This window comes from Luteipulveratus mongoliensis, from assembly GCF_001190945.1.
Taxonomy (GTDB): domain Bacteria; phylum Actinomycetota; class Actinomycetes; order Actinomycetales; family Dermatophilaceae; genus Luteipulveratus; species Luteipulveratus mongoliensis.
On record NZ_CP011112.1, the window covers coordinates 840,396 to 865,113 of the forward strand.

23 protein-coding genes are annotated in these 24,718 nt (G+C 68.8%); 15 read left to right on the forward strand and 8 right to left on the reverse strand.

Annotated elements, in window-relative coordinates; translation table 11 throughout:
• Positions 1–45: 45 nt before the first annotated feature.
• The gene (locus VV02_RS03950) at positions 46–774 is read right to left on the reverse strand and encodes an NIPSNAP family protein (RefSeq protein WP_052590012.1); all 729 of its coding nucleotides are present in this window, start codon (positions 772–774) and stop codon (positions 46–48) included.
• 45 nt (positions 775–819) lie between these two features.
• Here VV02_RS03950 and VV02_RS03955 point away from each other — a divergent pair, with 45 nt between their 5' ends.
• Positions 820–1,275 carry an Rrf2 family transcriptional regulator gene (locus VV02_RS03955; protein ID WP_052590014.1) on the forward strand — a complete coding sequence of 152 codons (456 nt, stop codon included), beginning with the start codon at positions 820–822 and terminating at the stop codon, positions 1,273–1,275.
• Positions 1,276–1,444: 169 nt separating this feature from the next.
• Positions 1,445–3,487 (forward strand): NAD(+) synthase, encoded by a 2,043-nt coding sequence (locus VV02_RS03960; protein ID WP_052590016.1) that lies wholly within the window; start codon positions 1,445–1,447, stop codon positions 3,485–3,487.
• 188 nt (positions 3,488–3,675) lie between these two features.
• Here VV02_RS03960 and VV02_RS03965 read toward each other — a convergent pair whose 3' ends face one another.
• Positions 3,676–4,422 (reverse strand): siderophore-interacting protein, encoded by a 747-nt coding sequence (locus VV02_RS03965; protein WP_052590018.1) that lies wholly within the window; start codon positions 4,420–4,422, stop codon positions 3,676–3,678.
• Positions 4,423–4,560: 138 nt separating this feature from the next.
• On the opposite strand from VV02_RS03965, the gene VV02_RS03970 reads away from it, so the two are divergent.
• The 6 genes from VV02_RS03970 to VV02_RS03995 are packed head-to-tail and all read left to right on the forward strand — an operon-like array spanning position 4,561 to position 11,295.
• On the forward strand, positions 4,561–5,610 hold the full coding sequence (locus VV02_RS03970) for an iron-siderophore ABC transporter substrate-binding protein (protein WP_052590019.1): 1,050 nt from the start codon (positions 4,561–4,563) through the stop codon (positions 5,608–5,610).
• Positions 5,607–6,659 (forward strand): FecCD family ABC transporter permease, encoded by a 1,053-nt coding sequence (locus VV02_RS03975; RefSeq protein ID WP_052590021.1) that lies wholly within the window; start codon positions 5,607–5,609, stop codon positions 6,657–6,659. Before VV02_RS03970 ends, VV02_RS03975 begins: the two co-directional genes overlap by 4 nt.
• Positions 6,659–7,729: a FecCD family ABC transporter permease gene (locus VV02_RS03980; protein WP_052590024.1), complete on the forward strand. Its 1,071-nt coding sequence runs from the start codon at positions 6,659–6,661 to the stop codon at positions 7,727–7,729. The genes VV02_RS03975 and VV02_RS03980 overlap by 1 nt, the downstream gene beginning before the upstream one ends.
• Positions 7,730–7,774: 45 nt before the next feature.
• Entirely contained in the window at positions 7,775–8,581 is an 807-nt protein-coding gene (locus tag VV02_RS03985) for an ABC transporter ATP-binding protein (RefSeq protein WP_052596509.1), read from the forward strand.
• A 40-nt stretch (positions 8,582–8,621) separates the two neighbouring features.
• Positions 8,622–9,914 (forward strand): hypothetical protein, encoded by a 1,293-nt coding sequence (locus VV02_RS03990; RefSeq protein ID WP_052590025.1) that lies wholly within the window; start codon positions 8,622–8,624, stop codon positions 9,912–9,914.
• Between the two features lie 31 nt (positions 9,915–9,945).
• Entirely contained in the window at positions 9,946–11,295 is a 1,350-nt protein-coding gene (locus VV02_RS03995) for a cytochrome P450 (protein WP_083449884.1), read from the forward strand.
• An 87-nt stretch (positions 11,296–11,382) separates the two neighbouring features.
• On the opposite strand, the gene VV02_RS26640 is transcribed toward VV02_RS03995, so the two are convergent.
• Complete coding sequence (locus VV02_RS26640; RefSeq protein WP_169787635.1) at positions 11,383–11,535, reverse strand: hypothetical protein; 153 nt, start codon at positions 11,533–11,535, stop codon at positions 11,383–11,385.
• A gap of 145 nt (positions 11,536–11,680) precedes the next feature.
• A complete protein-coding gene (locus VV02_RS04000) occupies positions 11,681–12,058 on the reverse strand; it encodes a hypothetical protein (protein ID WP_052590027.1) in 378 nt (125 codons plus the stop codon).
• 130 nt (positions 12,059–12,188) lie between these two features.
• On the opposite strand from VV02_RS04000, the gene VV02_RS04005 reads away from it, so the two are divergent.
• The 3 genes from VV02_RS04005 to VV02_RS04015 all read left to right on the forward strand — a co-directional run bounded on the left by VV02_RS04005 (position 12,189) and on the right by VV02_RS04015 (position 16,598).
• On the forward strand, positions 12,189–15,545 hold the full coding sequence (locus tag VV02_RS04005) for a DEAD/DEAH box helicase (protein ID WP_052590029.1): 3,357 nt from the start codon (positions 12,189–12,191) through the stop codon (positions 15,543–15,545).
• 195 nt (positions 15,546–15,740) lie between these two features.
• Positions 15,741–16,190: a hypothetical protein gene (locus VV02_RS04010; protein WP_052590031.1), complete on the forward strand. Its 450-nt coding sequence runs from the start codon at positions 15,741–15,743 to the stop codon at positions 16,188–16,190.
• 225 nt (positions 16,191–16,415) lie between these two features.
• The gene (locus VV02_RS04015; protein ID WP_052590033.1) at positions 16,416–16,598 is read left to right on the forward strand and encodes a hypothetical protein; all 183 of its coding nucleotides are present in this window, start codon (positions 16,416–16,418) and stop codon (positions 16,596–16,598) included.
• Between the two features lie 68 nt (positions 16,599–16,666).
• Here the strand turns inward: VV02_RS04015 and VV02_RS04020 are convergent, their stop codons facing one another.
• A complete protein-coding gene (locus tag VV02_RS04020; RefSeq protein WP_052590034.1) occupies positions 16,667–18,886 on the reverse strand; it encodes an acyltransferase family protein in 2,220 nt (739 codons plus the stop codon).
• A 220-nt stretch (positions 18,887–19,106) separates the two neighbouring features.
• Between VV02_RS04020 and VV02_RS04025 the strand changes: the two genes are divergently transcribed.
• Positions 19,107–19,766 carry a DUF2231 domain-containing protein gene (locus tag VV02_RS04025; RefSeq protein ID WP_052590036.1) on the forward strand — a complete coding sequence of 220 codons (660 nt, stop codon included), beginning with the start codon at positions 19,107–19,109 and terminating at the stop codon, positions 19,764–19,766.
• Positions 19,767–19,778: 12 nt separating this feature from the next.
• On the opposite strand, the gene VV02_RS04030 is transcribed toward VV02_RS04025, so the two are convergent.
• The gene (locus VV02_RS04030; protein WP_052590038.1) at positions 19,779–20,501 is read right to left on the reverse strand and encodes a hypothetical protein; all 723 of its coding nucleotides are present in this window, start codon (positions 20,499–20,501) and stop codon (positions 19,779–19,781) included.
• A 113-nt stretch (positions 20,502–20,614) separates the two neighbouring features.
• On the opposite strand from VV02_RS04030, the gene VV02_RS04035 reads away from it, so the two are divergent.
• Together VV02_RS04035 and VV02_RS04040 are read left to right on the forward strand one after the other, a co-directional pair.
• A complete protein-coding gene (locus tag VV02_RS04035) occupies positions 20,615–20,803 on the forward strand; it encodes a hypothetical protein (RefSeq protein WP_157063265.1) in 189 nt (62 codons plus the stop codon).
• 45 nt (positions 20,804–20,848) lie between these two features.
• Positions 20,849–21,733 carry an SDR family NAD(P)-dependent oxidoreductase gene (locus VV02_RS04040; RefSeq protein WP_052590041.1) on the forward strand — a complete coding sequence of 295 codons (885 nt, stop codon included), beginning with the start codon at positions 20,849–20,851 and terminating at the stop codon, positions 21,731–21,733.
• Between the two features lie 183 nt (positions 21,734–21,916).
• Here VV02_RS04040 and VV02_RS04045 read toward each other — a convergent pair whose 3' ends face one another.
• Positions 21,917–22,138, reverse strand: a complete 222-nt coding sequence (locus tag VV02_RS04045) for a hypothetical protein (protein ID WP_052590043.1) — start codon at positions 22,136–22,138, stop codon at positions 21,917–21,919.
• Positions 22,139–22,347: 209 nt separating this feature from the next.
• Positions 22,348–23,388 (reverse strand): hypothetical protein, encoded by a 1,041-nt coding sequence (locus VV02_RS26815; protein WP_179945353.1) that lies wholly within the window; start codon positions 23,386–23,388, stop codon positions 22,348–22,350.
• 321 nt (positions 23,389–23,709) lie between these two features.
• Here VV02_RS26815 and VV02_RS04055 point away from each other — a divergent pair, with 321 nt between their 5' ends.
• The gene (locus tag VV02_RS04055) at positions 23,710–24,717 is read left to right on the forward strand and encodes an SdiA-regulated/phytase-like domain-containing protein (RefSeq protein WP_083449887.1); all 1,008 of its coding nucleotides are present in this window, start codon (positions 23,710–23,712) and stop codon (positions 24,715–24,717) included.
• Position 24,718: the final 1 nt, after the last annotated feature.

The window sequence follows — 24,718 nt, forward strand, 5'->3', positions numbered from 1 at the left end:
CGCGTGCACCTGGTCTCGATACGCCTCGCCCCTTTGGGGGCTCGCCTACTCGACCAGCGGGGTGCGGATCGCGGAGCGGGCGGTGGGGCGGAGCATCACGGTGAGCTCGTCGGTCAGCTGAGTGCCCAGGGAGACTCGCAGCTCTCGTACGCCGGCGTCCTCGGCGACGCGCTGGACCGCAGCGGCCCGGGAGCTCTCGTCCTCGAACATCGCGAACGCCACGATCGCGCGGTCGCCGCGGACGGGGAGCGGCGGGAAGTTGTTCTCGTGGTCACTGGACACGAGCAGCGACACCGGCACGCCGAAGGCCCGATCGAGCGCCTCGCGCGCATCGGCGGCCGCCTGGGCGAGCTCGTCGTGCCCGCCCGAGCCGAGCACGAACGCGTGCACGTAACCCCAGCCGGCCGACGTCGTACGAGCACCGAACGCGGGCCGGTCGCGCTGCCACGACTCCAGCGGTCGCGATCCCGGCGCCGGCTCCAGCAAGAAGACGTTGTCGGAGTCGATCATCGTTGCGTTCGCGCGATCCCGGTGCTCCCGCCAGACCGGCCCGCCGTAGAACGCAGGGAGCGAGCGGCCCCGCGTCTCAAGATCGGGGAAGCCGCGCAGCCACACGAAACGGTCGTCGTCACCCTGGTCGGTGAACGTGCCGAGCACGCTGATGCCGAGCTCTTCCTGCGGCTCGATGAAGTGCTCCTCGAAGATGTCGATGAGGCGGTCCCGCCCCTCGGGGTGGAGGGTGTACTGACGGAGCTCGACGAGTATGGACGACATGAAGATATGTAACCATAAGAGTTACGTATTGGAGCGGGATCTGGGATGAGCGCGAACAGCAGACTGACGATGGCCGTGCACTGCCTGTGCTGGCTGGAGCTCGCGCGTCGGCGAGGGCGTACGCCGCTGACCTCCGAGGAAGTCGCGGCGAGCCTCGCCACCAACCCCGTTGTCGTACGCCGGTTGCTGGGTGAGCTGCGCCGCGCCGGCCTCGTGACGGCCAGCCGAGGTCCCGGTGCCGGCTGGTCGATGACGCGGCCCGTCGAGGACGTCACCATGCTCGATGTGCACCGCGCGCTGGGGGAGGGCCCGCCCTTCGCGCTGCACCGCAACGAGCCCAACCAGGAGTGCCCAGTGGGTCGCGGCGTACGGCCGGCGCTCGGCGAGATCTACGCGGGTGTCGATGCCGCGCTCGAGCGTGAGCTGGCCGCCCACACCATCGAGCAAGTCCTCGAGTCCACCTTGATTGCGTCGAACTCAACGTCAACGCCGATCGAGTAGGCGACCCCACCTCGCTGGTCGAGTAGGCGAGCCCCCTAGGGCGAGCCGTATCGAGACCCGGTGACCGCGTGCACCTTGGTCTCGATACGCCTTCGCTAACGCTCCGGCTACTCGACCAGCGGGGGGTGGGTGCTCGCTTGTGGGGATGCGCGAGTGACAGACTCCGGGCGTGGACTTCTACTCGGCTTATCACCACGGATTCGCCCGCGTCGCAGCGTGTACGGTCCCGGTCGCGACGGCGGACCCCGCGGCCAACGCGTCGGCGATCCTCGAGCAGGCGCGGGCCTGCCACGAGCAGTCCGTCGCTGTTGCGGTGTTCCCGGAGCTGTCGCTGTCGGGCTACGCGATCGATGACCTCCTGCTGCAGCAGGTGCTGCTCGACGGCGTTCTGGAGGCGCTCGGCACGATCGTCGACGCCAGCAAGGACCTCATGCCGATGCTGGTGGTGGGTGCACCGCTGCTGCACGGGACGCGGCTCTACAACTGCGCGGTCGTCATCCACCGCGGCCGCGTGCTCGGCGTCGCACCGAAGTCGTACCTGCCCAACTACCGCGAGTTCTACGAGAAGCGGCACTTCGCTCCCGGTGACGACCAGCGCGGCCAGACGATCGGACTCCGCGGCGAGGACGTGCCGTTCGGTCCGGACCTGCTGTTCCCTGCGAACGACGTGCCGGGCCTCGTGGTCCACGCCGAGGTCTGCGAGGACATCTGGGTCCCGATCCCGCCGTCCTCCGAGGCTGCCCTCGCCGGCGCGACCGTGCTGGTCAACCTGTCCGCCTCGCCCATCACCGTCGGCCGCGCCGAGGACCGCCACCTGATGTGCCGTTCGGCGTCCTACCGCGACAGCGCTGCCTACGCGTACTGCGCTGCGGGACAAGGGGAGTCGACGACCGACCTGTCGTGGGACGGCCAGACGATGGTCTACGAGTGCGGTGAGCTGCTCGGTGAGAGCGAGCGCTTCCCCGAGAAGGCTGCGATGACGGTCGTTGACGTCGACCTGGGCCGGATCGTCCAGGAGCGCCTCCGCCAGGTGACGTTCGACGACAACAAGCGGACGTACGCCGGTCGCGTCGCTGAGTTCCGTTCTGTCGCTTTCGATCTCGCGCCTCCGAAGGGCGACGTCGGACTTCTGCGCAAGGTCGACCGCTTCCCGTTCGTGCCCGACGACGAGGCGCGTCTCGCGCAGGACTGCTACGAGGCGTACAACATCCAGGTCTCCGGGCTCGAGCGTCGGCTGACCTCGATCGGTCAGCCCAAGATCCTCATCGGGGTCTCGGGCGGCCTCGACTCGACCCACGCGCTGATCGTCGCGGCCCGCGCGATGGACCGGCTCGGCCGGCCGAGGTCGGACATCCTCGCCTACACGATGCCTGGATTCGCAACCTCCAAGGGCACGAAGTCCAACGCCACCAAGCTTTCTCGGCAGCTCGGCGTGACCTTCGAAGAGCTCGACATCAAGCCCGCTGCGACGCAGATGCTCAAGGAGATGAAGCACCCGTTCGGCGACGGCAAGGAGGTCTACGACGTCACGTTCGAGAACGTCCAGGCTGGCCTGCGCACCGACTACCTCTTCCGTCTGGCCAACATGCACGGCGGCATCGTCCTCGGCACCGGCGACATGTCAGAGCTCGCCCTCGGCTGGTGCACCTACGGTGTCGGCGACCAGATGTCGCACTACACGGTCAACTCAGGTATCCCAAAGACGTTGATACAGCACGTGATTCGCTGGGTCATCTCGGAAGGCATCTTCGACAAGAAGGTCGGCACGGTCCTGCAGGACATCGTCGAGCAGGAGATCAGTCCCGAGCTCGTGCCGAGCAAGGACGACGACAAGCCGCAGTCGACCGAGGACGCGATCGGCCCGTACGCCCTGCAGGACTTCAACCTGTTCCACGTCCACCGGCAAGGTGCGCGCCCGAGCAAGATCGCGTTCCTCGCGCACCACGCCTGGAAGGACGCCGCCACCGGCGACTGGCCGGCGGGCTACCCGGAAGCCAAGCGCACGGCGTACGACGTCGCGACGATCCGTTCGTGGCTGGAAGTCTTCATCAAGCGGTTCTTCGCCAACCAGTTCAAGAGGTCGGCAATCCCCAACGGTCCCAAGGTCGTTGGCGGTGGCTCGATGTCGCCGCGCGGTGACTGGCGGATGCCTTCAGACGCCAGCGCAGCCGCCTGGCTCGCCGAGCTCGACCGCGAGGTCCCCAAGAAGTAGCCATCCCCGCTGGTCGAGTAGCCGGAGCGCTAGCGGAGGCGTATCGAGACCAGGCGCACGCGGTCACCGGGTCTCGATACGCCTCTGGTCTCGATACGGCTCGTTCCTCACCTACTCGACCCTCGCCTACTCGACCGGCGATGGGGCTCCGGAGCCGGACGTAATCGGTCGTCGTACCGGTGAGCGGGTCAGGGCTGCCAGTAGCCCTGGGTCTTCATCCGGTCCTTGGGGATCCCGAACTCCTTGAAGGACTTGGTGATCGAGCGGGTGCTCTTGGCGTCGCACGCCGCGAAGCAGAAGAACTGCTCAGGCGGTAGCCCGATCCCTGCGAACGCCTTGCCGACGGCCTCGACCATGCCCTCGCCGTCGCGCTCGCGGCGTACCCAGGTCACCTGATCGATCGAGCGAGTGTGCAACGGGAGGTCGCGGTCGGACTCGTGGACCCACTCGAGATAGACGTGGGCGGGCACGTCACCGAGCGCGCCGAGGATGCTGTTGACCGCCGGGAGCGATGCCGCATCGCCGGCGAGCAGGGCGACAGCAGGCAGGGGCTCGGGCAGCGCGAACGTCTCGGCCTTACCGCTGGTCGACCCTGTCGCGAGCAGCGTCGCCTCGATCTCGTCGCCGGGTTGGGCGGCCTTGGCCCAGCGCGAGGAGATGCCGTCGTGCAGCGCGAACTCCAGTGTGAACTCATCGGATTCGGCGTCCGCTTCGATCACGGTGAAGGCGCGCTGGTGGATCTTGTTGTCGGGGTGGTCAAACCAGAGCCGTACCCACACGGTGGGGTACCACTCCTGCTCGACCAGCAGTCCGCCTCCGCGCAGCCGAACGCGGAGGTAGTGGTCGGTGACCTGCTCGGAGCTGACGACGGTGAACGTGAAGTCCTTACCGCGGTACAGCTTGAGCATGGCGCCTTGCCAGCCCTTCTTGGCCATGGTTCTCCTCAGAATGCGGGTGGCTGGCCGTGGTGATGCTCACACGACCCGTAGTTAGGTAGGGCTAACCTAACTGATGTTGTTAGTCTGCCCTTACTTACCGAAGCCTTACCTTGCCTTGAACACTCTGGAGACACCGTGCAGCGCCGTTCCTTCATCGCCCTTCTGTCTGCCGCCGCGGCCACGACCCTCGCCGCCGGCTGCTCGACCGGCCCGGCCGACAAAGAGGAGAGCCAGGCGCCCGCAGCGGCGAGCAGCAGCGCCGGAGCCGCGCCCGCGTCGTACCCCGTGACCATCAAGCACGCCCTCGGCACGACGACCATCAAGAGCGCGCCCCAGCGCGTCGCCACCCTCGGCTGGTCCGACGCCGACACCGCGCTCTCGCTGGGTGTCGTGCCCGTCGGCGCGACCGCGATCGACTGGGGCGGCAACAAGAACCGCTCGACCAGCTGGTTCGACAGCAAGCTCGCGTCGCTGGGTGGCAAGCAGCCGGTGCGCTACAGCGACGCGGACGGCGCTCCGATCGCCGACATCAACAAGGTGCAACCCGATCTGATCCTGGCGACCAACTCCGGCCTCACCAAGGACGAGTACGCCAAGCTCTCCAAGATCGCGCCGGTCATCGCCTACCCGGGTGCGCCGTACGGCACCTCGTGGCAGACGTCGCTCCAGATGATCGGCAAGGCGGTCGGCAAGACGGCCGAGGCCAAGACCGTGGAGACCTCGACCACTAAAACGATCACCGACGCGGTGGCGAAGTACCCGGCGCTCAAGGGCAAGACGGCCGCGTGGATCTGGTTCACACCGACCGACCTCACCAAGTTCGGCGCCTACACACCGCTCGACAACCGGCCGCGCCTGCTGAACGAGTTCGGTCTGAAGACCGCGCCGGTGATCACCAAGATGGCCGGCAAGACCTCGCAGTTCAGCGTCGACATCTCGGCGGAGAAGGCCAACACGGTGGACGCCGACGTCGTCATCTTCGACATCGAGAAGCCCGGCCAGGACGCTCAGGTCAAGGCGAACCCGCTGCTCGGCAAGATCCCGGCGCTCAAGACGGGCGCGTACTTCGCGAACCCGGACCAGCCCGCGACGCTGACCATGTCCAGCCCGACGCCCCTGTCGCTGCCGGTTGGCATGAAGACCTTCCTGCCCAAGCTGGCCGAGGCCGCTGCGAAGGCCAAGTGACTCAAGCGCCAGTCTCCGAGCCCCGGACTGCCCCTGCGGCAGGCCGGGGCCGGTCTGCGCGTCTGGGGTCTCCGGCCTCGATCGTCGGAGTCGGGCTTGCCGCCATCCTCGGAGCAGCGGTGCTGTCGTTGATGATTGGCGCTCACTTCGTCTCCCTGCCTGACGCGTTCACGCACCTCTTCGGGTCCGATGACGGGAGCCAGGCGTACGCCGTCATCGACTCACGCGTCGACCGCACCCTGGTGGCCGTCCTGGTCGGAGCCGCCGTCGCCATCGCCGGTGTCGTCATGCAGGGCATCACCCGAAACCCGTTGGCAGACCCGGGAATCCTCGGCGTCAACTCGGGTGCGGCACTGGCGGTCATCCTCGGCATCTACTGGTTCGACGTGACCACGATGGCGGCGTACGTGTGGCTCGCCCTGCTGGGCGCGGCCGTCGCCGCTGTCGTCGTGTACGCCGTCGCGAGCCTCGGTCCGCGCGGACCGCAGCCGGTGACCATGGCGCTCGCGGGCGCGGCCCTGACGGCCGGCGCGACCAGCATCACTGCCGGCATCATGGTGAGCAGCAGCGAGACGCTGGAGGTCTTCCGGTTCTGGCAGGTGGGCAGCGTCAGCGGTCGCGACATGGGTGCCGTCGCTGGTGTACTCCCGTTGTTTGCAATCGGTTTCGTGCTCTGCCTGATCATGGGCGGCATCCTCAACGCGCTGGCTCTCGGTGACGACCTCGCGCGTGCGCTTGGCCAGCGCGTGATGGTCGGCCGTGCGGTTGGAGCGCTCGGTGCCGTCATCCTGTGTGCCTCTGCCACGGCCGTTGCCGGCCCGATCGCCTTCGTCGGTCTGGTCGTGCCGCACGTCGTCCAGCTACTCGTCGGGCCGGACTACCGCCGAATCCTGTTGGGTTCGTTGCTCGGCGGGCCCGTGCTGATGATCCTGGCCGACACGCTCGGACGTGTCGTGACGCCACCGGCTGAGGTGTCCGTCGGCATCATGACCGCCGTGATCGGTGCGCCCGTCCTCATCTTCCTGGTGCGCCGGATGGGAGTGCGCTGATGGCGCTCGAGACGCTCGAATCTCCCTCGGAGACAACGAAGTCCGAGGCGGCCACCGTCGTACGCACAGTTCGACGCCGGGTCCGCCGACGACACCTGCTGGTGCTGGTGGCGATCGGCGCGCTGTGGCTGGGGCTGTTTGCCGCACGAGTGCTGTTGGGCGACTTCACCGTCACGATCCCTGACTTCTTCCGCATCCTGTTCGGAGCAGACATCCCGGTCGCGACCTTCGAGGTCATGGAGTCCAAGCTGCCCCGAGCCGTCATGGCGACGCTGGCCGGCTTGGCGTTCGGCGCATCGGGTGCGGTGTTCCAGTCGATGCTGCGCAACCCGCTCGCGAGCCCCGACGTGATCGGCGTGACGATGGGCTCGTCGGCCGCCGCGGTGGTCGCGATGACCGTGTTCGGCATGGACGGGCTGCCGCTCGCTCTCGTCGCCATTCTTGGCGGGCTCGCCGTGGCGTGTGCGGTGCTGTTCCTCTCGGGCAGCAAGGGCGCGGCGACCTACCGGATGATCCTGGTCGGCATCGGACTCGCGGCCGCCCTGCAGTCAGTTATCCAGTGGGTGTTCACCACGACGGACGTCTACAAGGCGCAGGACGCGATGGTCTGGCTGACCGGCAGCCTCAACTCGGTCACCTGGTCGGAGATCCTGCGGGTCACCGTCACGGTGGCGATCCTGCTGCCGGTCGTCGCCGCGATGTCACCCCGGCTGCAGATGCTCGAGCTCGGCGACGACGCGGCCCAAGGGCTCGGCGTACGTGCGACGCAGACCCGCGCGCTCCTGATGGGCGCTGTGGTGCTGATGATCGCCATCACCACATCGGTGGTCGGGCCGATCTCGTTCGTGGCGCTGCTCGCCGGCCCGATCGCCAGGCGTCTCAACGGTGGTCGGCCCTCGATCCCGATCGCGGCTCTCGTGGGGGCGTGCATCGTCGTGGCCGCGGACTATGTCGGCGCCTACCTGTTCGGCGCCTCCAACCTGCCGGTCGGCGTCGTCACCGGCATTGCCGGCGCACCCTTCCTGCTCTGGCTCCTGATCGCTTCGCGCCGCACCATCAAGGACGGATAGACCATGACCACCACACAGCTGCGTGCCGTCGGCGACACTGAAGGCATGTCCGAGACGGTGACCGACCCGAGTCGGCTGGTCGCGCACGAAGTCTCCCTGTCGTACGGCGACCGCGCGGTGCTCGAGCGCCTGTCGGTCGAGGTGCCGCCCGGCAAGGTGACGGCGATCGTCGGCGCCAACGGATGCGGCAAATCGACTCTGCTGCGGGGACTTTCGCGGTTGCTGAAGCCGACCGACGGCACCATCCTGCTCGATGGTCGCAGCATCCACGAGCGCTCCACCCGCGAGGTCGCCCAGATCATCGGGCTGCTCCCGCAGTCTCCACTGGCACCCGAGGGCATCACGGTGACTGAGCTCGTCGGCCGCGGACGGCACCCGCACCACGGGCTGTTCAAGCAGTGGTCGAAGTCCGACGACCAGGCCGTCGCATCGGCGCTCACGCTGACGGGCACGCTCGACCTGGCGCACCGCAACGTCGACGAGCTGTCCGGCGGGCAGCGTCAGCGGGTCTGGATCGCGATGGTGCTGGCACAGGAGACGGACCTGCTCCTGCTGGACGAGCCGACCTCGTTCCTCGACATCGCGCATGCGGTCGAGGTGCTGGACCTGGTCACTGACCTCAACCACCGCGGGTCGACCGTCGTGATGGTGCTGCACGACCTCAACCTCGCCGCGCGCTACGCCGATCACCTGATCGCGATGTCCGGCGGCCAGGTGCTCTGCGAGGGCGATGCGCACGAGGTCGTCACCGCGGAGAACGTGCAGGAAGTCTTCGGGGTGCGCTGCCAGGTTGTGCCCGATCCGGTGTCCCAGACTCCGCTGGTCGTCCCCATGGGCCGGCACCACGCCTGATGCGCTGACGGGGGTGCGCCGGCCCGGTTAGGTTGCATGCGTGACGCACGAGCCGCAGCTCCGTGAGCAGGTCGGGACCGCCGCCCTCATCGGTGCACTCGCCGGCGCAGCGCTCGTCGGACCCCGCAGCCTGCGTGCTCGATTGCTCGGTGCTGCAGTCGCCGGCACGGCGCTCGCGGCGGGTGAAGCCGTCGCTCGCGCCCGGCAGCGGCCCGGCGAGATCCCCGCGCTCTGGCAGCGCATCGCCGTGTCCACAGCGCTGGCGTCACTGCCGACGTGGCCGGTGTCGCGCTCGGTCGATCCACGCGTGGTCGGTGCGGTGACGGGCATGGTTGCCGGGGGACTCGGCGTACGCCCGCAGAAGGTCGCGCTCGGTCCGCTCGTCGGCCTCGTGGTCGGCGGCCTCTCGCGCCCACGCAGTCCGCGGGCACCCGTGGTGTCGGCGGCGACCGTGTTCGCCTTCCGGACCATCTCCGCCGTGACCTTCCGCGACGAGCAGGTCAGCCTGCTCGCCGAACGCGTCCAGGCGGCGGACCTCCCCTTTGTCGTCCCATTGGAGTCGCGCAGCCGGTATGTCGGGACCGGCTACGTCCGTGAGCTGGCCCGCGCACTCGGCGGCACGTACGAGGCTGAGGTGCAGGACATCGGCATCGTCGCGTCACTGGACGACCTGGCCGGACCGGACTTCGATCCCGCGACCGTTGACCCGCTGGTGCGCGAGTTCTATGAGCACACAACGCGATTCACGCTCGACATCGTCCCGGAGTGGCGTCAGTGGGTACGCCCGGGCTACCTGCTCTACCGCTACGCCGTCGCCCGTCCGCTCGGTCAGGCCAGCGTGCCGATGAACGAGCGCGAGACGCGACGCGGCGTCCGCAGCCGCATCGACACCATCACCGCGGAGGGCAACGATGCGATCGCCGTACGAGGGTGGATCCGGTCGTACGCCGACACCGACGAGCCGATCTACGTAGGCATCTACACGACGTACCGGGACGCGGACCGCGGCTACGTCAGCGTCGGGTTCCCGCTGCCGCAGTCGAGCTTCACCGCCACGTTGCTCCCGCGTGCCCGGTCCGGCGGCGGACTGGTCCTGACCAGCCGCAGCGACCTCGACCAGCCCGGCCACTACCTGACGTACGTCGACCCCGAGTCGCGAGAGCTCACCGCCCTCGGTGTGCTCGGGTTCGGCGAGGAGCTCGATGTCTATGTCGACGACGCGGGTGCACTGCGCGCGGAGCATGCGTTCTGGCTCTTCGGGATCCCGTTCCTGGTGCTGCACTACCGCATCACTCCCAAATCGGACGTGACGAGGGTTACACTACATCCGTAGTGAACAGCCACTCCCGCCGAAGGACGTTCTCGTGACTGCTGCCCCCGCTCGTGTCCCGGCCCTGGGCCGCGCCCGCGTCGCCGGCTCGTGGATGATCGATCACGGCATCACTCGGGTCGCTCTCCGCGCCGGCCGACGACGCAGTCCCGAGGACCCGTTCATCCGGCTCCAGCTCGACCCGGACGTCCGCGCGGATCCGTACCCCGTCTATGACCAGGTGCGCGCGACGGCGCCGGTCATCCACGGGCTGGGCATCAGCGCGGTCACCACGCACGAGGCGGTGTCCTCGGTGCTGCGCAGCCCGTCGTTCGGCATGGCTCAGGGTCGCGGTGGTCTGCCGGGACCGCTCGTCAAGCTATCGCTCGCGGTGTTCGACCCTGCCGCCCCTGGGCCCGCCGACCCGCCTGCGCTGCTCGCGCTCGACCCGCCTCGGCACACCCGTTTCCGCCGGCTGGTCACGCGCGAGTTCGCGGCCCGCTCGGTGAGCCGGCTCGAGGACCGCGTGCGGGAGATCGTCGACGAGGTGCTGTCCGAGATCCCTGACAGCCCGGACTTCGACCTTGTCGAGTACTTCTCCTCGCAGGTGCCGCTGCGCGTCATCGCCGACCTCCTCGGCGTACCCGCTGCCATGCGTCCCTCCCTGCTCGAATGGGGCAACAAGGGCGCGATGCTGCTCGATCCAGGTCTGTCGTGGCGTGACTACAAGGCGGCGCGCGACGCGACTCGCCAGCTGCGTACCTGGTTCGACGCGCACATCGCTCGCGTGCGCCAACACCCCGGCGAGGACCTGCTCAGCCGGCTCGCGACGCTGTCCGGCGACGATGCGCTGACCGACACCGAGATCGCGTTCACCGGGCTGCTCGTGCTCGGCGCCGGCTTCGAGACGACGGTCAACCTGATCAGCAACGCCGTGGTTCATCTGTCCGCCAACCCCGATCAGCTCGACGTGCTGCGCGCCCGACCTGACCTGTGGGTCAACGCGACCGAGGAGACGCTGCGCTACGACTCGCCGGTGCAGATGACGTTCCGCCGGGCGACCGAGGACGTCGAGATCGCCGGCATGCCCGTACGACAGGGGACCGGTTTCATGGTCATGCTCGCCTGCGCCAACCGAGACCCTGCGGTCTTTGCCGAGCCGCACCGGTACGACGTCGCGCGCGCCAACGCGCACGATCACCTCGCGCTCTCCTCGGGTGTGCACTACTGCGTCGGGGCCGGCCTCGCGCGGCTGGAGACGTCGATCGCCCTGGAGATGCTGTACGACCGGTACCCCGACCTGCGAACGTCCGGCACCGGCGTACGACGACCGACCCGCATCCTGCGCGGGTACGAGTCGCTTCCGGTCACGACCGCTGCGGTTGCGCGAGCTGCGGCCGGCTGAGGGCAACGCAAAGGCTCTCGTCCGATGGGACGAGAGCCTTGGTGTCGTTTGGCCTCTGGTGAGGCGGGCCTTGGGGAGGCGAGCCGATCAGGCGGCGCGGCTGTCCTCGGAGCGCTGCAGGGCGGCGATCAGGTCCGAGCGCATCGCGGGGCTGGAGGCGTTCTGGATGGCCTCGGCGATGGCGCGGCGGTTGCGGCTGGACTCACGGTGGCTACGGAAGGCCTGCGCGAGGGCGGTCATGACGGGATCTCCTTCGGTGCTGGACTCTTCGCCAGCAAATATTTCGATGACGAAATAAATTCTACGCCTGGTTGCGCCTGCTCCCGACCACTCCGGGGGTGATCTCGACCACCCCGTCGGCCGGTCTTGGGGCGCTCCTCAGATGTCAGCCCCAGACCTTCACAGCGACGATGTACTCGGCCCGAACTCCGGACACCTCTGCCCACCGACAGGAGCGCCGCCAGTCGACCAGGCTTACATGGCCGCAGCGCCGCGTGGTCCCGCCGAGCTGGTCCACGACCTGGGCGGCGGTGGTCCCAGGTGGCCCCTGCACGACCCACTTGCGCGCGGCGGTGTGCTCCGACTCCGGGTATGTGTCTCCGCCGGTGACGACATAACCGGCGGGTACGCGTGGGCCGGCGCTCCTCGGAGGTGCGCCGTCCAGGAAGAGGGTCTTGGCGGCGATGGCGCAGCTGCCGACGCAGATGAGACAGAGCGCCATCGCGATGATCCGTTTGGGCCAGCTCGTGACCTCGTCCCCCATGGCTCAGTATCGGTCGGCGGTGGCGCGCCCGGGACCCGATTGGTCCACATCCCCGCCTGCGTCGAGGGGTTGTCCACACACCCCGGACACCTCCCACAGGGTGTCGGTTGTCCGGTCTACCGTCGGTGTCGTGAGTGAGGGGTACGAAGTCTCGGCAGCCGGGTGGGTCCGGCGCGTCAGTGACCCCGGGATCGAGCGGATCTGCGGTGATCTCGCGCTCGAGCGCGGACTCGGATATCTCGACGCTGAGCGGGTCACGTCCATCACCACCGGCGACCAGGGCCGGATGCTGCTGGCGGTGGTCGCGGGCAGCCGGCCCAACCCGTACTCCACGATGATCACCGCGAGCGGTCGCGACGTCGCCGGTGAGCCGGAGTGGTCGGGCCGGTGCAGCTGCCCGGTGCAGGTCAGCTGCAAGCACGTCGTCGCCGTCATCATGACCGCGCGCGAGGCGCTGGTGGCCGACCCGTCCACTGAGCCGACCGAGTCGCGTCAGCCCTGGCGCGCCGCGCTCGCCAGCCTGGTCGAGACCGCGCCCGAGCCGGTGTCCGAGCGGCACCCACAGCTCGGTCTCTTCGTCTCTGTGCGACGTCGGGCGACATCGGTGCGGGACAGCACGCCGCGGACCCACATCGAGGTGAGCCCGACGCGGCGTACCAAGACGGGCCGCTGGTCCAAGTCGGCCGGCTGGGCGGACTTCGTCTATCGGCACACCGAGCGGACGTCCGACCCGCGTCAGCTCAAGGCGATCCGTGAGCTGCACGCGATGGTCGAGCAGGACAAGGCGTGGCGCTTCGCCTCGCGCGGACCGACCGTGTCGCTGCATGACCTGCCAGCAGCCGTGTGGCCGCTGCTGGCACGGGCGGTCGCGGCGGGCATCGAGCTGGTGCCGTCGCCGCACGACGACCTGGACGAGGTTGTCCTGGCCGAGCAGCCGGCCGACGTCGGTCTCACGATCGACCGGGACGACGAGGGCGGCTTGATGCTCGGCTCGCAGCTCGACCACATGCTGCTGGACCACACGACCACCGATGAGGACGCCGCCGGCCAGGGATCGGGTCGACACCTTCGACTCGTGTCCGACGCGGCGCCTCAGGCGTCGCGTCACCTCCTCGGGGTGCCGGCTCATGGCGTCGCGGTCATCGACGGCGGTCACCTCACCCTGATCCCGCTCACCGAGTCGCCCGACGAGCTCACGTCCGACCTGCTGGACCGACCGCCGCTGCGCATCCCGGCCGATGACGTGCCCGAGTTCGAGGCGATCTACCTACCGCGGCTGCGGGAGCGGACGCCCCTGCGAGGCGCCACGGTCGCGGGGCGGGGAGAGGCTGCGTCCGGCGTACGACTGCATGTGCGTGCCGGGTCGCCGTCAACAGGTGCGGTGCGGGTGGAGCTGTCGTTCTTGTACGGCGAGGGTCACCTTGTGCCCGTCGGGCTGGGTTCGTCGATGAAGGGTCGCAGGCGGGGCGACGAGCGTGCCCTGGTCGAGTCGCTGAACGAACCGCTGCACGAGCTCGGACTGCTCGAACCCATTGGTGGCATTGGCTTCTGGCCCATCGGCAGCACACGCCTGACAGGCATGGACGCCGTGCGGCTGACGCTCGCGCTGGACGAGCTGGGTGGCCGGGACAACGTCGAGGTCGAGCTGGTCGATGACCTGCCGCCGTTCGAGCAGTCGACGGCCGAGCCGCTGATCCAGCTCAGCACGGCTGAGTCGGAGTCCAGCGACTGGTTCGACCTGCACGTCACGGTCACGATCGACCAGGAGCAGGTGCCGTTCGAGCCGCTGTTCACCGCGCTCGCGCGCGACGAGGACCACCTCGTGCTCGAGTCGGGCACCTGGTTCAGCCTGGCGCACCCGGCCCTCCATCGGCTGCGTGACCTGATCGGCGAAGCCCGCGAGCTGGCGGATCCGCAGGCAAAGTCATTGCAGCTCAACCGTTTTCAGGTCGGGCTGTGGGACGAGCTGGTGTCCGTCGGGGTGATCGGCGAGCAGTGCTCCGCCTGGGAGCAGTCGGTCGATCGGCTCCGTCAGCTCGACAAGATCGTCACCCCCGAGATGCCGACCGGTTTCCAGGCTCAGCTGCGTCCCTACCAGGAGGACGGGTTCGCCTGGCTGTCGACGCTGTGGGACACCGGACTCGGTGGCGTGCTTGCCGACGACATGGGCCTCGGCAAGACCGTCCAGACGTTGGCGATGCTCGCGCGCGCGGCCGAGGCCGGTGAGATCGGCGGCGAGGCGGGGCCGGTGCTCGTCGTCGCGCCGACGTCCGTCGTCGGCACGTGGGCGAGCGAGGCCGCGAAGTTCGCGCCGTCGCTGACCGTGGTGCAGGTGACCGAGACGTCCAAGAAGCGCACCGCGAGCCTCGCGGAGGTGGCCGCGGTCGCCGATGTCGTCGTGACCTCCTACGCCGTGCTGCGGCTGGACGCCGACGCGTTCCACGGCCAGCGCTGGCGCGGCCTCGTGCTCGACGAGGCGCAGATGGTCAAGAACCACCAGTCCAAGACATATCAGGCAGCCCGGCGGATCGGGGCGCCGTTCACGCTGGCGATCTCCGGCACACCGCTCGAGAACTCACTGATGGACCTGTGGTCGCTGCTGTCGCTGACGGCACCGGGCCTCTACCCGCGGCCCGAGCAGTTCACGATCGCCTACCGCAAGCCGATCGAGTCGGGTGAGCGCCCGGAGCTGCTCGACCAGCTGCGGCGACGGATCCGGCCACTGATGCTCCGGCGTACCAAGTCCGCGGTCGCGGCCGATCTGCCGGAGAAGCAGATCCAGGTGATGTCGGTCCCGCACCACCCGGTGCACGCGCGGATCTACGAGCAGCACCTCTCGCGCGAGAGGCAGCGGATCATGGGGCTGCTCGGCGAGCCCGAGGCCAACCGCGTGGCGATCCTCGCCTCCCTCACGCGACTGCGCCAGCTCGCGCTCGACCCCGCGCTGGTCGACGACTCGTACGCCGGAGTCGCAACCTCCGCCAAGATCACTGCGCTGGTCGACCAGCTGCGCGAGGTACGCCAGGAAGGGCACCGGGCGCTGGTGTTCAGCCAGTTCACGTCCTACCTGCGACTGGTCGAGTCGGCGCTGGGCAACGCGGGCCTGGGCACGTGCTACCTCGACGGGACCATGACGGCCAAGGCGCGCACGGCGATGATCGAGGAGTTCAAGGGCGGCGACGCCGATGCGTTCCTGATCTCGTTGAAGGCCGGCGGCGTTGGATTGACGCTCACCGAGGCCGACTACGTCTTCGTGATGGACCCCTGGTGGAACCCTGCCGCCGAGGCGCAGGCCATCGACCGCACGCACCGCATCGGTCAGGACAAGTCGGTGATGGTCTACCGGATGGTGTCGCGCGGCACGATCGAGGAAAAGGTCGTCGCGCTGCAGGACCGCAAGCGTGACCTGTTCGACCGGGTGATCGACGACGGTGGTGCGATGTCCGGCAAGATCACCGCCGACGACATCCGCGCCCTCCTCGACTGAGCCCCCCGCCGCGACACCCGCGCTGCCGGCCCGCGACACCCGCGCACTTCTGGCATCCGGACGCAGCTCTACCTGCGTTCCCATGCCAGAACTGCGCTTCGGTGAGTCGGGATCAGGTGACAGTTGGGCATCGGGTGGGCGCGGTGCGCTGTTCCGCGGCGCATGCTGGGCCCTCGGGCGAAGGACGGGGGCGGGATGTCGCGTACGTCCAACCGGCTGAAGAGTGCTCTTGCGATCAGCGCGCTGTCGGCGAGCGTCCTCCTCGGCGCCGGGTGCTCGGACGATGGCGGCCCGGTCAGCCGCGAGATGTGGATTGATGCCTACTGGATCGACGCGTCCGGGCAGCAGCTGACGGCCGAGGTGACCGGCGGCATCGATGAACGAATCGGCACGCTCAACGTCGTGGAGAACTCCGCGACGGTGCAGGTGACCGCAACCCTGGTCGATGACGACGGTGGGAAGTACGACGTGAAGGTCGGGTTCCCGCTCCGCGACCGCGTACAGCTCGAGTCGCCCTTGGGCGCGCGCAAGGTGGTGAGCCCTGGTGGCGCAGGAGTGGTGAGGCGTACGGGCAACCCACCGGCGGGACGAGTCACGGCTGGGCCCACCGAGCTCGGAGGTGCCCTGCAGACGGTGATGCCGTAGGTCAGCTCGAAGGGCCGCGCCTGACCCGGCAGTCCTCGGGCCTGACCGGCGTGTCGCGCCGGACCGCTGAGCTGGTCTGCGAAGAAGCGCAACAAGGTTGCCTATCTCCGCAACGTCGTTGTACTTCTCCGGAACACCCATTCACACCCAGCGTGCAGGGCGGGCTCAGGTGACGGTTCGATCTCGAGCCGTCTAGGAGCAACGTTGCGGGAGCACCCTGAAGGCATGTCGGAGTGGGAGGGACCGCGCGGGCCGCGGACCGTGATCGATCGGTTGTGGCGAGCGGCTGTGGCCGGTGGCTTGATCGCGGGCCCGTTGCTCAGCACCGGGTGCGCCGACGACGCCGGGGCGCCGGTCAGCAGCCACGGCCCGGACCGGGCGGTCAGCGAGATGTGGATCGATGCCTAGATCGGTGGAGATCAACCGACCGTCCTGCCGTAGGTCTCGACTCGGCCTCGCCTAGCGGCTCGCCCGGCTCAACCAGCGGGCGTGGGCAGGGTGCCGAAGGCGGGGACCAGGCGGGCGCGCAGCACCTCGACCAGCGTCATTGCATAGGTAGCGGTGATGTGGTTGCCGGACCGGTAGACGAGCACGTTGCCGATCACCGCCGGGCAGGCGGCCTGCGGGCAGACCCAGTCGTTGAGCGTGATCAGCGGTACGCCGGCGCGCTTGGTCGCCGCCTGCAGAGCGGGTGTGCCGAGGCCCGCGTTGCGCACGAACGTGCACTTGTTCGGCTTCTTACGGTGCGACGACACGCAGTCGACGGTCGACGCGTCCGGTGTAGGCACGTCGGTCAACGCTACGACGCGAATTCCCTTGGCTTTCAAGCGGTTCCACTGAGTGACGTATCCGTCGGCCATGTGCGTCCGCGTCGCCTGACCGCCGGGCGGCATGGCGTACGCCTCCTGCCCGGACACGAGGACCGCCGCTGGGCGGTGAGCTCCGGTCAGCTGCGCGAGCACGGACGCCGACCAGGCCGTGCACTGCACATAGCGCCCCTGCGAGGGTCGGTAGATCGTCTCCGCGTTGAAGGCGCAGCCTGCCTTCGTGTAGACGTCCAGCCGCCAGCCCTGGACACGGGCGATCCGGTCCATCGCATCGACCCACTGGTCGGACTTGGAGTCACCGACCAGCGCCACGGTCGTCGTGGCCTTGCGGTTGCCGAGCTCACAGCGGCGCACGTTCGTCGACTCGGGCGAGGTCAGGCACGCGTGCTTGGGCAGGTCGGTGGTTGCCCGCAGCGGATCCGGGCTGATGGAGGTCGGAGTGAGGTCGAGCGACCCTGCGGCCGGCGGGCGGGCGAGGACGGCGTTCACGGGAGGCGGGCCGGTGGGGCTCGGCTTCGCGGTGGAGGTGGCAGACGTCTTGCTACTCGGGATCCCGAACGAGGGCGTCCAGGTGGAAGACGGCGTCGGCGGTGCGACCGGGGCCGCCGCCGCGCCCGCGCCCTTCGCCTCCGCGGGGGAGGCTTCGGCGATCTGGGCCTGCGCGAACGAGTTGAGCGCGACCCCCGCGGTCACGCCGACGGCCGTGCACGTGGCACCGACCGCGAGCGCCACAGAAGGCAGCCGGGAGAGGAGCGCGGCCCGGCGTACCGGGTCTTCGAGCATGACGTACGTCAGCCAGGCCGGACCGGTGGAGGCGATGACGATGAGCAGCGTGACCGGCCACGCCAGCTCGCCCCACCGCGCTGTGGCGATGGCGACGAGCGGCCAGTGCCAGAGGTAGAGGCTGTAGGACAGCGCGCCCATCCGCTGCAGACGAGGACGACCGAGCAGCCGTAGCGGCCCCTCCTCGCGGGCGCGGAAACCGCCCGCGATCACGGCGGCCGTGGCCAACGCGGGCATCAGCGCATTGGAGCTGGGCCAGGCGATCTGCTGGGTGATGGTCAGCGCGCTCAGCACCAGCGTCACCAGTCCGCCCCACGCGAGCATCGTCGCGGCACCGCGCGTGGACTTCGCCCAGAACGGAGCGAAGAGAGCGACAAGAGCACCGATCCCGAGCTCCCACAGGCGAGTCGGGGTGACGAAGTAGGCCGGTGCGGGCGAGCTGGCGGTGTCGTAGATCGACCAGACGAGGGACGGCACGATGACCAGGAGGATGCCGCTGATCATCGCCGTGCGCAGCCGGAGACCGAACTGCCTTGCGAACCAAGCACATCCGAGGATGAGCAGCGGCCACAGAATGTAAAACTGCTCCTCGACCGCGAGCGACCAGTAGTGCTGGACCGGCGAGGCCGCGGTGTCGGTGGCGAGGTATTGCACGGACTGGTCCGCGAACCGCCAGTTGACGACGTACAGCGCGGACGCAATCAGGTCGCCGCCGATGGAGGACCAGCGGGTGCTCGGCACCAGCATCAGGGTCAGCAGCGCCGTGGCCACGAGCACCACCGCCGAAGCCGGCAGCAACCGCTTGGCTCGACGTGCCCAGAAGCGCATCAGAGACAGCCGTCTCGTGGATCGCATCTCGCGGTAGAGCAGCCCGGTGATCAGGAAGCCGGAGATGACGAAGAAGACGTCGACCCCGATGAATCCGCCGTCCAGGCCCGGGACCTCAGCGTGCGCGAGCATCACCAGACCGACGGCGATCGCGCGCAGACCCTCGATATCCGGCCGGAACGTGCCCGTCTGGGCCGCCGTGTGCTGGTCCGCGTCGGATCGCGCGGACCCCTGGACGCGGCGTACCAGCGTGGTCATCTCTCGAATCATGCTGACTGCCAGCCGATATCACAGGTTGCCACGCCGACAGGGGTCTCGATACGGCCTCGCCGAGGGGGCTCGTCCTACTCGACCTGGTGGCGGCGTCGGCCCATGGGCAGCTCGCGTTCAGATAGGTCTGCAGGCGCCAACCACGTTGCTTGGCAACGGGATCCAGCGCGTCCGCCCGCCGGGGCAGCGCGCGGGGTATGACAGGAGCATGGCGACTACGCATCCCGACCAGCCGGTGTCGAACGTCCCGCTCCCGAACGACCGGCTCCCGGACGTGGAGCCGGTCCGGCGTACGCCACTCCCGCTCGCCGCCCAGCCGGCACGCTGGCTCGAGGGATGGCGCGCGGCCGACGCCGCAGGTCGCGTCATGGCGCCGTTGTCCCGAGCACTGGCGCGGCCACCGCTGGATCGGTGGACGCTCGGCAAGACGCTGGGGCATGCGATCCATCCGGCGCTCACTGACCTGCCGATCGGCTTCTGGACCTCAGCGGTGACATTGGACGTGATCGGCGGGCCCGACGCGCGCCGCTCCGCTCAGCAGCTGCTCGGCATCGGCACGCTGAGCGCGCTGCCGACCGCACTTACCGGCGTCGCCGAGTGGGATCAGATTCCCCGACCGGAGTCGCGCGTGGCCACAGCTCACGCCGCGCTGAACGGTGTCGCCATGGTGCTGTTCGCCGGTTCGTACGTCGCTCGACGCCGCGGGCGATACGCCGTGGGAGTTGGCCTGGGGCTGGCAGCATCGGTCCCCGCCACGGCCGCCGGCGTGCTCGGCGGGCACCTCACCGGGGTTCGCCACGTCGGCATCCGCGACCCCGCGTACAACGCCGACGACGTCGGACCGCAGGTGCAGCGCCCGACCTCGTGACGGAGCACGCGGTCATTGCAGGAGCGAGATCTTCTGCCAGATCTTGCGCGACATCCCGGTGGTGAGCTGCTCGATGGTGCTGACGGTGTCCAGGACCACGCTGTCGGTGGTGTCCTCGGCGCACAGCGCGGCGGTCTTGGCGACGAGGCTGAGCATCTCGGAGCAGTAGTCGAGGTAGTTGGCCAGCTCGGTCTTCGTCATCTTCAGGTCGATCGACTCGTCCGTGCGCTGGAAGTCGCTGCGAATGCGGTCCGGGTCCTTGGTCAGCTGGTGCATATCGATGACGTGGGCCAGCGATCGCAGACGGTGGAGGTAGGCGAGGGTGGCCCCGCGCTCCAGCCGACTCGGCACCGCAGCGAGGAAGAAGACGGCGATGCCGGCGTACACGAGGTCGCTGATCGTGCTCTCGATGAGTGGCACCCACTCCCACGACTGCGACGGGCGCTGGTCGATGGCGCCCCTCAGCGCGAGGTAGAGCGTGGCGACGGTGACGAGCACCGCGATCGCGATGCCCACGCGAGAAAGCCTGCGGGCCATAGTGATTCGGCGCCGCGCGTGCTCGGACCCGGCTGCCACCTGGTCGACCACATTGACGAGCCTGCCGGCCACCTCGCGCAGGTTGCGGTCGGGGAAGCGAGCAATGATGCGGTGCTGCAGGCGTACGACGGTGGCTCGGACCGCGGAAGCCTGGAGGTGATCGTAGTCGTCCTTCGGCGGCGCCGCACTCCTGGCCATGGACGCTCACCTTATGGCCATTGCGCGGGCCCCGCGCCCTCCTCCGGAAGTCGACCGGCCCCCCTGCTTTCGGCGGATGTGCTCAGGTGGCCGTCGGCGGCAGCATGGATGGCATGAAGGTTCTTATCGGTGTGGTCTTCCTGATCGGCGGGCTGGTGCTCGCGCTCGCGTTGCCCGACACGGAGTTTCTCTGGTTCCGCGGCCGTCCGCTGGGCGTCGTGCTGGCGATCGTGGGCGTCCTGGACCTCGCTGAGGCCGGGTGGAACCAGTCCAAGAGAGCGGTTCCCGGACGCAGCTCCTGAGCTGGGCGCCGCCCGAAGTTACGGTTCAGTAGGTACGGTGAGGGCATGGCACTCTCCCTGACCCGCAAGCAGCCCCAGTCGTACGCCGGCAAGCGCGCTCTCGTGACCGGTGGCGCCTCTGGCCTCGGGCTGGCTCTCGTGCAGCGGCTCGTCGCCGACGGCGCGACCGTCCTCGCGATCGACGTGCACGAGCAGGCGCCCGAGGGTGCGCTGCCTGACGGCGTGCTCTACCGCCAGCTCGACGTCCGCAACGAGGAGGGCTGGGACGAGGTACGCAACTGGGTCGAGTCGACCTGGGGCGGTCTGGACCTGCTCGTCAACAACGCCGGCATCGCGGTCGGCGGCCGGATCGACGTCACCTCGCTCGATGACTGGGACCGCATCATCGACATCAACCTGATGGGCGTGGTCAAGGGCATTCGCGCGTTCGTGCCGATGATGAAGGAGCAGGGGAGCGGTCACATCGTCTCGACCGCCTCGCTGGCCGGGCTCGTGCACGCGCCGAGCATGTCGGCGTACAACGTGGTGAAGGCCGGTGTGGTCGCGCTGTCGGAGACGCTGCGCTACGAGCTGTCGCCGTGGAACATCGACGTCTCGGTGATCTGCCCGTCGTTCTTCCGGACCAACCTGGCCGAGTCGCTGGCCGGCAAGGACGTCGAGATGGAGGAGACCGCTGTCAACCTGATCACCAAGGCACCGCGCTCGGCGGAACAGGTGGCGGCGAAGGCGTACGACGCGATGCAGCGGCGCAAGTTCATCATCCTGACCGACCAGGACGGCGTGGCTGCCTACAACGGCAAGCGGTTCAGCCACCCGATCTACGACCGGATGATGAAGCAGGCCGGCGCGGACGTCCGCAACGGCAAGCCCAACCAGCTCGAGAGGCTCGCCGCGCTCCAGTCCAAGGTCAAGGGCCGCCGCCGCTCCTGAGCGACCACGCCGGTCGAGTAGGCGAGCCCGGAACCGCCGGTCGAGTAGGCGAGCCCCCAGGGCGAGCCGTATCGAGACCAGCCGCGCGCGGGCACCTGGTCTCGATACGCCTCCGCTAACGCTCCGGCTACTCGACCAGCGGTGGGGCTAACGGCTCCGGCTACTCGACCAGCGGGTGGTGGGCTACTGGGCGGGTATGCCGCCGGGGCCTTGGATGACCCGTCCGGGGAAGCCGCCGGCATTCTGCTCCTGAGGGAGCGCGACTGCCGCGCCGATCGCGCCCGCCGAGCTCAGCCCGATCACGATGGCGGCAGCAGTCGCAGTCTTGGCAGCCGACCAGCGCGCGGGTTGCGCGGGCACCACGGTCAGCTGGTGGGGTAGGTCGGCCGGGCCGGGCTGGGTCATCGCAACGTCCTTCGTGGTCGGGGAGGTGTGGCCCGTACGTTTCGCGCCCCGCCTGTGCCCGCGCTGTGGCCGCTGTGTCCGCGCCCTGTGCCCCCGAAAATCGGCCCCAGGGCACAGGAAACGCCCTCCGTGACGTTCGGAGGGCGTACATCCTGCCGGCGGTCACCGGCTCGTCACGCCGAGGCGTTCGGAGCCGGTGACACCGCCGCTCAACCGCAGTGCTCGAACTTGCTGGTGTACGCCGCGGTGCCGACCGAGCCGCCCCACTTGACGCACTTGCCCGATGCGGACTTGCTGATCGGGCCGGCGTAGTAGGAGAACTTGCCGGAGTCCGTGCTGCGCTTGGCGCCCTTGACCTCAAGGAACGACGACACCGCGCTCTTCTTGCCCAGCGAGGTGGCCTTGAGCGTGGTCACACAGTTCTTGCCGTTGCCGGAGTTGTAGAGCAGGTACGCGCGGCCGGACTTGCCCAGGGCCTGCGAGTCGATGACCTTGTAGCCGGAGCCACAGATCTTGCCCGGGGTGTACGGGTTGGTCGGGCCCGGGTTGGGGCCGCCACCGCCCGGCCACAGGGCGTCGAGGATGACCTTGGTCGCGCCCTCTTCCTTGCCGTACGCGTCCGGCACACCGGAGCGCTGGACGGCCTGCGCGATGTCGTTCTTGCTGCCGGTCTTCCACTTGCCGTTCGGGTAGAACTGCTGCATGACGGACAGGAACTTCTTGGTCGCGTAGTCGGGGTTCGTCACCTGTGCCGGGGTGCCCCAGCCCTGGCTCGGACGCTGCTGGAACAGGCCCATGCTGTCCCGGTCGCCACCGTTGTAGTTGTGGAAAGTCGTCTCCGCCGCGGCGGTCATCAAGGCGATCCAGCCGGCGCGGGAGTTCAGGCCCTTGCTCTTGGTGGCCTTCAGGATGAGGCGGGCACAGGCGACCTGACCTGCGTCGACACCGTCGAGGCGCGAGCCGTTGACCTTCGAGCTGATCTTCCGGGCGATCGCCTTGTCGCTCGCGGTCGGGCCGCAGGACTTGGTCGAGAGCATCAGCATCTTCTTGCCGTGCGCCGACTTGCCCTGCGTGTTGCCGAAGGCGTCGACTGGGTCACCGGCCGGACCCGGGATGCGCTTCTCGTTGAAGGTGGTCTTGGCGCCACCGTCGTGCTTCAAGTTGGCCGCGATGGACGTCGTCGCCGGTCCGCCGATACACACTGCACCGGCGACCAGGACGGCCACCTTGCCTCGTGTCGAGATCTTCATCGTGTTCCCCTTTTGCGTCGTGTGGTTGCCCCGAGGGCACCAACGCTGACGCTGGACCGGCCGCGTCCGGTCCCCTCTGCGTGTTGTCAGATCTGTCAGACACCCGGAACGACGCGGGTCTGACACGTTTGCAATGGGAAATCGGCCAGTGTTTCCGGGGGTGCTGGCGGGGTTGCCTGACAAGCCCAAAAATCTGTGTCAGGGCTGCTGATCCGGACGGTCCTGACAGCGCCGATCGGCGATCGCCATCTCGGGTAACGGCCGTGGCAGGGTTGATCGCCCAGCCAATGAGCCGAGCGAGCGACGGGACGTGGGCACGACATGAGGACGAAGCGGCACATCGCACTGGGGTTGCTGAGCGTGGCCTGTCTGGTCCCAACCGGATTGGTCGGCGCGGCCGACGAGAGCGTCGCCGGGACCGCCGACGGCGCGTGGCCGGGCGACTCCTCGGTGACCGTGGCCGACGGCTCGGGCGTCTTCGGCAAGAACCTCAGCGGCTTGGCCTTCGAGAGCCCGGACGTGTTGTGGGCCGTGAAGAACGGTCCGGGCACCCTCTACCGCCTCCAGCAGGACGGCGGGACCTGGGCGCCCGACGGGGAGGGCCACGCGTTGCACTACTCGGACGGCGAGGGCGATCCCGACGCCGAGGGTGTCGTCGCCACGGCGGATGGCTTGTTCGCCGCGACCGAGCGCGACAACGGCAACGAGGACGCCAGCTCGCAGAAGATCCTGCGGTTCGACCCGACCTCCTCCTCCGACTCGCTCAACGCGACCGGTGAGTGGGACCTCACCTCCGATCTGCCCGAGTCGGACCCGAACACCGGGATCGAAGGCATCACCTGGGTGCCCGACTCGTATCTGGTCAGCCACGGTTTCCGCGACGAGCACAGCGGTGCGGCCTACGATCCGTCGGCCTATCCGAACCACGGCAGCGGCCTCTACCTCGTCGGACTCGAGTCCAACGGCGGGGTGTACGCCTACGCGCTCGACCTGGCAGGGAGCGGCTACACCCGTGTCGCCACCGTCGACACCGGTCTCCCCGCCGTGATGGAGCTGGAGTTCGAACCGGAGACCGGGCACCTGTGGTCGGTGTGCGATGACACCTGCGAAGGGCAGTCCAAGGTCCTCGACGTCAACGACCAGGGCGCGTTCGCCGTGACCGCCACCTACGACCGGCCCGGCGAGATGTCCAACTACAACAACGAGGGCTTTGCTATCGGCCCACAGTCGATGTGCGCCAACGGCCACAAGCCAGTGGTGTGGGCGGATGACGACAACGACGACGACCATGCGCTGCGCAGCGGCACCCTGCCGTGCGCCGCCGAGTAGG

Excerpts from the sequence above, each read along its gene's own strand:
- VV02_RS04020 (WP_052590034.1), bottom strand. The coding sequence starts at position 18,886 with ATGACCACGCTGGTACGCCGCGTCCAGGGGTCCGCGCGATCCGACGCG.
- VV02_RS26640 (WP_169787635.1), bottom strand. The coding sequence starts at position 11,535 with ATGACCGCCCTCGCGCAGGCCTTCCGTAGCCACCGTGAGTCCAGCCGC.
- VV02_RS03955 (WP_052590014.1), top strand. The coding sequence starts at position 820 with ATGAGCGCGAACAGCAGACTGACGATGGCCGTGCACTGCCTGTGCTGG.
- VV02_RS04035 (WP_157063265.1), top strand. The coding sequence starts at position 20,615 with ATGAAGGTTCTTATCGGTGTGGTCTTCCTGATCGGCGGGCTGGTGCTC.
- VV02_RS04010 (WP_052590031.1), top strand. The coding sequence starts at position 15,741 with ATGTCGCGTACGTCCAACCGGCTGAAGAGTGCTCTTGCGATCAGCGCG.
- VV02_RS03980 (WP_052590024.1), top strand. The coding sequence starts at position 6,659 with ATGGCGCTCGAGACGCTCGAATCTCCCTCGGAGACAACGAAGTCCGAG.
- VV02_RS26815 (WP_179945353.1), bottom strand. The coding sequence starts at position 23,388 with ATGAAGATCTCGACACGAGGCAAGGTGGCCGTCCTGGTCGCCGGTGCA.
- VV02_RS04015 (WP_052590033.1), top strand. The coding sequence starts at position 16,416 with ATGTCGGAGTGGGAGGGACCGCGCGGGCCGCGGACCGTGATCGATCGG.
- VV02_RS04040 (WP_052590041.1), top strand. The coding sequence starts at position 20,849 with ATGGCACTCTCCCTGACCCGCAAGCAGCCCCAGTCGTACGCCGGCAAG.
- VV02_RS03950 (WP_052590012.1), bottom strand. The coding sequence starts at position 774 with ATGTCGTCCATACTCGTCGAGCTCCGTCAGTACACCCTCCACCCCGAG.
- VV02_RS04025 (WP_052590036.1), top strand. The coding sequence starts at position 19,107 with ATGGCGACTACGCATCCCGACCAGCCGGTGTCGAACGTCCCGCTCCCG.
- VV02_RS04000 (WP_052590027.1), bottom strand. The coding sequence starts at position 12,058 with ATGGGGGACGAGGTCACGAGCTGGCCCAAACGGATCATCGCGATGGCG.
- VV02_RS04030 (WP_052590038.1), bottom strand. The coding sequence starts at position 20,501 with ATGGCCAGGAGTGCGGCGCCGCCGAAGGACGACTACGATCACCTCCAG.
- VV02_RS03965 (WP_052590018.1), bottom strand. The coding sequence starts at position 4,422 with ATGGCCAAGAAGGGCTGGCAAGGCGCCATGCTCAAGCTGTACCGCGGT.
- VV02_RS03985 (WP_052596509.1), top strand. The coding sequence starts at position 7,775 with ATGTCCGAGACGGTGACCGACCCGAGTCGGCTGGTCGCGCACGAAGTC.
- VV02_RS04055 (WP_083449887.1), top strand. The coding sequence starts at position 23,710 with ATGAGGACGAAGCGGCACATCGCACTGGGGTTGCTGAGCGTGGCCTGT.
- VV02_RS04045 (WP_052590043.1), bottom strand. The coding sequence starts at position 22,138 with ATGACCCAGCCCGGCCCGGCCGACCTACCCCACCAGCTGACCGTGGTG.